This is a genomic window from Ruminococcus sp. RTP21484sp1_RTP21281st1_A8_RTP21281_210402, assembly GCF_040914025.1.
In the GTDB taxonomy this organism is placed as follows: domain Bacteria; phylum Bacillota; class Clostridia; order Lachnospirales; family Lachnospiraceae; genus Blautia_A; species Blautia_A faecis.
Genome location: NZ_JBCPGE010000089.1, coordinates 1 through 5,199 on the forward strand (window position 1 = coordinate 1; position 5,199 = coordinate 5,199).

Consider the following 5,199-nt stretch of genomic DNA (forward strand, 5'->3'; position numbering starts at 1 on the left):
GTGCTCACATCCAGATCATTGACCAGGATGGAAACGTAGTAGACGAGTGGGATTCCACCAAGGAAGCTCATGTTACCGAGAAACTGAAAACCGGTAAGATTTACACTCTTCGTGAGACTGTAGCGCCAGACGGATATTTACTTACAAGCGACACTACTTTTGTTCTGAAAGAAGACGGAACAGTAGATGCAGAAAAAACAACAGCTGTTTCCAAGGATGGTGTTTTACTTGTACAGGATAAACTGGCAACCTCAGCATCTATTGCAGTAACAAAGAAACTTACCTATATTGGTGAAGGTCTGGCAGCAAGAAATCAGACCTTCTATGTAGCCCTGTATTCTGATAAAGAATGCACACAGAGAGTTTCTGATGTGAAAGCTCTTGTATTCAAGAATGCAGATGCTTCCACCGTAGTATTCTCAGAGAATATTAAGGCAGGCAAGACATACTACATTGCAGAGTGTACACAGGATGGAACTTCTCAGACGATCGGCGCTCTTGCAGATGGAACCGTCTATGAAGCTGTATTTGGCAATGGTAACTCCACAACAGTAACCGAAGCCGATGGAACAACAACCGTTTCCTTTGAAAACGTGTTCAGCAGCTTCCCGCCAGATGGATTCTACAAACAGGGTCAGCTGACAATTACCAAGAAGGTTCTTGGTGCAGATGGAGGCACCAGAAACAGCAACGAGGTATTCTATGCAGGTATCTTTGATGATGCAGCTCATACACAGCTTTCCCAGCAGGTTGAGCAGAACATTATCAAGCTTGATATGGACGGTGGCTATGAAGTAAGTGAGATCATCAATGTTGGTCTTGCCCAGTCAGGAGCAAAGGTAACCCTGTATGTAACGGAAACTGATTCCAACGGAAAACCAATTGCAGGCTCCGAAGGCTTTGGATATAAAGTTACCGTAAGTGCAGATTCTGTTATATTTGATGAAACGAATATGACAGCAGAAGTTGTCATCACCAACCAGGAAGAAAGCACAGTAACAGAAACACCAACACCTACTCCTTCTTCCGATGGTGGAAATAGCGGTGGCTCCGAAAATCATTCCGGCGGCTACGGCGGTGGCAAATCACCGAAGACCGGAGATGATACCCCGATCGGAACTTATCTGATGCTTCTTCTTGCAGCTGCAATGCTTGCAGCCGAGACTGAAAGACGCCGCAGAAGAAACAAAAGACAGTAAAGCAAAACAAAGTTTCTGATCAGATTGGAACCATAACAAAGCAAGTACAAATGAAGGCGGTCCGCACACAAAGCGGATCGCCTTTTTGCAGATTCACTTTAGCTTCCTGCTCAATTAAGGAAAACTACAGAACAGCCCTGTGGTTCTGGTTTTGCAAAAAAGTAAAAAAACTTTCCTGAAAAGTGGAAAAACATCCCGAAGAAAGAGTTGACGAAACAGCCCTACTGGTATAATGAAGTCAAATTAAAGGATATTACATTTGGGAATGACTTTATAGATTTCAGGAGGTTTCCATTATGAGAAAGAATACATTAAAAAAAGCAATGGCAGTTATGATTTCAGCGACAATGCTGGTGACAGGATATACAGTAGTTTCCGCAGAAGGATTTACAGATGCGGAGGCACTTGCAGAGATGGATGCTTTTACTACAGGTAATGAAGCTGTATATGTGGAAGAAGTTCAGCCGGAAGCTGCACAGACTGAGGAGGTTCAGCCAGAGCAGACTCAGACAGAGGTTCAGCCGGAGGTTGCACAGACCGAGGAAGTTCAGGCAGAAGAATCTCAGGATGAGTTCCAGACCGGGGAATCTGCTGAAGAAGCCGCTTTTGTTGATGGATTCACAGATAGCTCTGCAGAAGCTGATCCAGCTGAGTTTACCGATGGAACCGGTGAAGTTGGAGATGCAGTAGAAACTACCGTAGATTCCGATTTCCGTTTCGAGAACGAAGAAGTCATTATCACTGCAAAAGTGTTTGATGAGACAGCTCTTCCAGAAAACGCTGAAATGAACGCTGTAAAGCTTGAAGCTGGCAGTGAGAAATATGAAGAAGCAAAACAGGCTTCCATCAGAGACCTTGGAACAACAGAAGACGACGAGTACACTTTCTACGACGTAACCTTCATCGCAGATGGTGTTGAGATCGAAGTTCCAGACGAAGCAGTCGTAATTAATATGGAATTCAAAAATGTTGCATCAGAGGAAAACGAAACCCAGAGCGCCCTCCACATCCAGGAGACAGAAGCTGGCGTAGTTGCCCAGGACGTAACCGCACAGTCCGCAGACGGAACACTGAAATCCGTAGGATTTAACTTCTAAAATTCAATAACCGCAAGCAGATACAGGACTTTCTGAGAAATCGGAAAGTCCTTTTTTGTATAATCAAAATTTCATCTATGCTGCTCCCGCCACGCCCGCGGTGAAACCCCATACACATTTTTAAAAGCCCGGGAGAAGTGGAGGGCGTTTTCGTAGCCTACGGCAGAGCCGATATCTCCTATAGATAATGTGGTCAGCTTCAGCAATTCCGCCGCTTTTGTCATGCGGTAATGAATGAGAAATTCCTGTGGAGAGCGTCCTGTGCTGGTGCGGAAAATTCGTCCCAGATAGCTTCTGTTAATACCGCATACAGCTGCCACATCCTCAATAGAAATATCATTCTGGAAGTTCTGTTCGATATAATTTATTGCCTCTTTTATATAATAATCACTCATTTTACTGGTGGCGGCAGGCTGCGGTCTGGCAACAGATTGCGCAAGCAGATCCGCAAAAAGATAGAAATGTCCCATCAGATGAAAAGGAGATTGCTCTGAATTCTGAGAAATGTAAATCAGTTCATCCGCCATCTTTTTTCGTGCCTCCCTGGAGTGGGCCATATAGACTGGCGCATCCTTGGAAAAGCCACAAACGTTGAGGATTTCTGTGGTACGCAGCCCGTCAAACTCCACCCAGACGTATTCCCATGGCACCTGAATATCTGCCACATAAGTGGTGATCTGTCCTGGAAAAATCATAAATCCCTGTCCGCTCCGAACCTGATAATTTACATTCTGCCCCTTGGAATTCGTGGCCATCAGGGTGCCTGTTCCGGAAAGAACATAGTGAAAAAGATAGTGATTCCGCGTTGCCGGACCAAATAAATGTCCGGGAGTACACTTCTCATGTCCATATTGGTAAAGGCATAGATCAATGAAAGTTTCGCTCGGAAAAATGTGAAAGTTGTTATCCATATCCGGAATCCTCCGTTACATTTGCTGACAATATATCATAATGCGATAATATATTTCATTATACCATAAAAAACCATCATAAAGGCATAAAATAAGAAAAATTAAGCTATTTAAGTGTTGATTTTGGTATGCTATACTTAACACATCATAGAAAAAGGAGGCCCCACTCATGGCAATTACCTTCAACGAAATAACCCGGATCTTTACCCTCACCACTGCCCACACTACCTATCAGATGCAGGCGGATGCTCAAGGGTACCTTTTGCACCTGTATTATGGTGCCAGAACTGCAGGAGAAATGGACTATCTTCTGAATTATGGAGACCGTGGATTTTCTGGAAATCCGAATTCAGCAGGCAGCGACAGAACCTATTCTCTGGATGCATTGCCACAGGAATATCCATCACTTGGCACAGGAGATTTCCGAAATTATGCGTTAAACATAGAGAATGCAGATGGTTCCCAGTGCTGCAATCCGGTTTACATAACGCATGAAATTGCGGCTGGAAAATACACTCTGAAAGGTCTTCCATTCGTCCGTGCAGAAGAAAATGAAGCGGAAACTTTGAAGATTATACTGGAAGATCCTGTTACAAAAGTAGAGCTTCATCTACTCTACGGAGTACTGGAAAAAGAAGATATTATCACCAGAAGCGTGATAATTAAGAATGCTGGAAAAGCCCCTGTAACAGTAAAAAAAGCCCAGTCCGCATGCCTGGATTTCCTTCACGGAGATTATGATCTGATCAAATTTCATGGCAGACATGCTATGGAAAGAAACATGGAAAGAATGCCGGTTTCCCATGAAAGCATCCGAATTGGCAGCCGCCGTGGAACCTCCAGCCACCAGTATAATCCAGGGGTAATCCTTGCAGGAAAAAACACAAATGAAGACAGCGGAAGCTGCTACGGAATGCTGTTTGTATACAGTGGAAACTTCCTTGTAGAAGCAGAAAAGGACCAGTATGATCAGACCAGAATCCAGATGGGTCTGACTGATGAACTGTTTGCATATCCCCTGGAAGCCGGAGCTGAATTTATCGCGCCAGAGGTTATTTTATCCTACACAAACAAAGGTCTTTCCAGGCTTTCCAAGCAGTACCATCACTGCATTATGAATCATATCTGCCAGGGAAAATACGTCCATGCAAATCGTCCTGTCCTGATCAACAGCTGGGAAGCCGCATATTTTGATTTCACCGGAGACACCATCGTAGAGCTTGCAAAGGAGGCAAAAGCGCTTGGAATCGATATGGTGGTTATGGATGATGGATGGTTCGGAAAGCGAAATGACGACAATTCTTCTCTCGGCGACTGGTATGTGAACGAGGAAAAATTAGGCGGAACTCTGACGAAATTAATCGAAAGAGTAAACGCAGAAGGCGTGAAATTCGGTATCTGGATTGAGCCTGAAATGGTCAGTGAGGACAGTGATCTTTACAGGGAACATCCGGACTGGGCAATCACAATTCCAGGCCGCAAGCCTGTTCGTTCCAGAAACCAGCTGGTTCTTGATTTTTCCAGAAAAGAAGTACGCGATGAGATATTTAAACGTATTTGCGCAGTTCTGGATCAGGGGAATGTGGAGTACATTAAATGGGATATGAACCGCAGCCTGGCAGATATTTATGCACCAAATGTGACCTATGATTATGTTCTTGGGGTGTACGATTTCCTGGAAAAACTTACGAACCGTTATCCGGATATTCTTATTGAAGGCTGCAGCGGAGGCGGCGGAAGATTTGATGCCGGAATGCTGTATTATACGCCTCAGATCTGGTGCAGTGACAACACAGATGCTATTAATCGTACACGGATTCAATATGGAACCTCCTTCTTTTATCCGGTAGCAGCAATGGGTTCACATGTGTCAGCAGTGCCAAACCATCAGACCGGAAGAGTGACCAGTATGCATACAAGAGGCGTTGCAGCTATGTCTGGAACCTTTGGCTATGAACTGAATCCCGCACTTTTAAATGCAAAGGAAAAAGC

At 44.4% G+C, this 5,199-nt stretch carries 4 protein-coding genes; 3 read left to right on the plus strand and 1 reads right to left on the minus strand.

Going from position 1 to position 5,199, the window contains the following annotated elements; translation table 11 throughout:
• Together AB5170_RS22235 and AB5170_RS22240 are read left to right on the plus strand one after the other, a co-directional pair.
• The coding region (locus AB5170_RS22235; protein WP_368365163.1) for a prealbumin-like fold domain-containing protein at positions 1–1,199 on the plus strand (1,199 nt) is incomplete at its 5' end.
• Positions 1,200–1,495: 296 nt separating this feature from the next.
• On the plus strand, positions 1,496–2,296 hold the full coding sequence (locus tag AB5170_RS22240) for a hypothetical protein (RefSeq protein ID WP_148463213.1): 801 nt from the start codon (positions 1,496–1,498) through the stop codon (positions 2,294–2,296).
• Between the two features lie 71 nt (positions 2,297–2,367).
• Here the strand turns inward: AB5170_RS22240 and AB5170_RS22245 are convergent, their stop codons facing one another.
• On the minus strand, positions 2,368–3,207 hold the full coding sequence (locus tag AB5170_RS22245) for an AraC family transcriptional regulator (RefSeq protein ID WP_148463212.1): 840 nt from the start codon (positions 3,205–3,207) through the stop codon (positions 2,368–2,370).
• A 169-nt stretch (positions 3,208–3,376) separates the two neighbouring features.
• Here AB5170_RS22245 and AB5170_RS22250 point away from each other — a divergent pair.
• The coding region (locus tag AB5170_RS22250) for an alpha-galactosidase (protein ID WP_368365165.1) at positions 3,377–5,199 on the plus strand (1,823 nt) is incomplete at its 3' end.